Raw genomic sequence first — 1,588 nt, 5'->3', positions numbered from 1 at the left:
CCTGGATTAGCTGGAGTTACTGAAAGACGTACACCAGAGTGGATTATGAATATGATTTTAAATCCAGAACTTATGGTTGCTGAAAACCAAATAGCTAAAGACTTATTAGCTGAATATTTAGCACCTATGGCTAATCAAAATTTAACAGAAATTGAAGCTCGACAAATTTTAGAATATTTAAGAACTAAAAAAGCTGAATAAATTTAATCAACAAACAATAAACATATGAAAACAATTTTTAAATCTTTATTAACAATTACTATAGTTTCATTAGTATTTAGTAGTTGTGGTAATGAAGGCTCAAGTAAAAAAGGCGCCTTATCAAGCAGTGCAGCAGAAAAAGTATATGTTGCTCCAGGTGAACATGATGAATTCTATGCATTTGTATCAGGAGGATTTAGTGGTCAATTAGCAGTTTATGGTCTTCCTTCAGGAAGATTATTTAAAGTAATTCCTGTGTTTTCAGTAGATGCTGAAAAAGCATATGGTTTTAATGAAGAAACTATACCTATGTTAAATACATCTCACGGGTTTATTCCTTGGGATGATTCTCACCACCCTGATATTTCTCAAACAGCTGGTGAATTAGATGGTAGATATGTATTTATTAATGGTAACAATACACCTCGTATTGCTAAAATTGATTTAACAACTTTTGAAACAACTGAAATTATTGAAGTACCTAATTCAGCTGGTAATCACAGTTCGTCTTTTGTAACTGAAAACACTGAATATGTTGTTGCAGGTACACGTTTTAGTATTCCTTATCCTCAAAAGGATATGCCAATTGCTGAGTACAAAGGAAACTTTAAAGGAGCCTTAACTTTTATATCAGTAAACCCAGAAGATGGTAGAATGGATATTAAATTCCAATTAATGATGCCAGGATTTAACTATGATTTATCACACCCAGGTAGAGGTGATTCTCACGGTTGGTTCTTCTTTACAACATATAATACTGAGGAAGCAAATTCTTTATTAGAAGTAAATGCATCACAAAACGATAAAGATTTTATTGCAGCTATCAATTGGAAAAAAATTGAAGAATATGTAAACAATGGTGGTGGTACAAAAGCTCCTACAAATTATGCGCATAACGTATATGATGAGCACACACATTCAGCTACTTCAACAATGAAAAAAGAAGTGCTAATTGTAAACCCAGCAGACGTTCCTGGTGCTGTATATTTTATGCCAACACCTAAATCACCTCACGGTTGTGATGTTGATCCTTCTGGAGAATACATCGTAGGTAGTGGTAAATTAGCTGCTGAATTAACAATTCACTCATTTAGTAAAATGATTAAAGCTATTGATGAGAAAAAATTTGATGGTGAAGCATACGGAATTCCAATTTTACAATATGAAGCAACTTTAGCTGGTGCAGTAAAACAACCAGGTTTAGGACCACTACATACAGAATTTGATGGAAAAGGAAATGCTTATACAACTTTCTTTATTTCTTCTGAAGTAGTAAAATGGAAATTAGGAACTTGGGAAGTTATTGATAGAAAACCAACATATTACTCAGTTGGTCACTTAATGATTCCTGGAGGAAACTCAAGAAAACCATTTGGTAAATATGTTT

The 1,588-nt window shown here is 32.9% G+C and carries 1 protein-coding gene and 1 pseudogene; both read left to right on the top strand.

What is annotated here, in order from left to right:
* Positions 1-201 (top strand): annotated as a pseudogene (locus tag Q0352_RS13700) (cytochrome c); the annotation flags it as partial.
* A 24-nt stretch (positions 202-225) separates the two neighbouring features.
* The coding region (gene nosZ, locus Q0352_RS13695; protein WP_299528413.1) for a Sec-dependent nitrous-oxide reductase at positions 226-1,588 on the top strand (1,363 nt) is incomplete at its 3' end.

Origin of the sequence: uncultured Lutibacter sp. (genome assembly GCF_937891065.1) — a bacterium.
In the GTDB taxonomy this organism is placed as follows: Bacteria; Bacteroidota; Bacteroidia; order Flavobacteriales; family Flavobacteriaceae; genus Lutibacter.
Note: the sequence above shows the minus strand (reverse complement) of the source record. Positions and strands in the feature narration are given on the sequence as shown.